The sequence below is a fragment of the Bacillus cereus group sp. N6 genome (assembly GCF_016483705.1).
Lineage (GTDB): Bacteria > Bacillota > Bacilli > Bacillales > Bacillaceae_G > Bacillus_A > Bacillus_A wiedmannii.
On the sequence record NZ_JAEHBI010000297.1, the window covers coordinates 1 to 252 of the forward strand.

The window sequence follows — 252 nt, forward strand, 5'->3', positions numbered from 1 at the left end:
CCCAGCAGCTCCTGCAGCACCTGTTCGTCCAGTAGCGCCAGCTTCACCTGCTTGACCAGATGGTCCAGTAGGACCAGTGTCACCAGTTGGCCCAGTCGGTCCAGTAGCACCAGTTGGCCCAGTTGGTCCAGTAGCACCAGTGTCACCAGTCGGTCCAGTCGGTCCAGTTGGTCCAGTTGGACCAGTTGGTCCAGTATGGCCAGTTGGTCGAGTAGGACCAGGAGGTGGAGGTGGGCCAGTAGGGGCAGATGG

1 protein-coding gene is annotated in these 252 nt (G+C 60.7%); it reads right to left on the minus strand.

The features are described from left to right. A partial coding sequence (locus tag JDS99_RS31360; RefSeq protein WP_199696535.1) for a hypothetical protein occupies positions 1 to 252 on the minus strand: 252 nt, incomplete at both ends.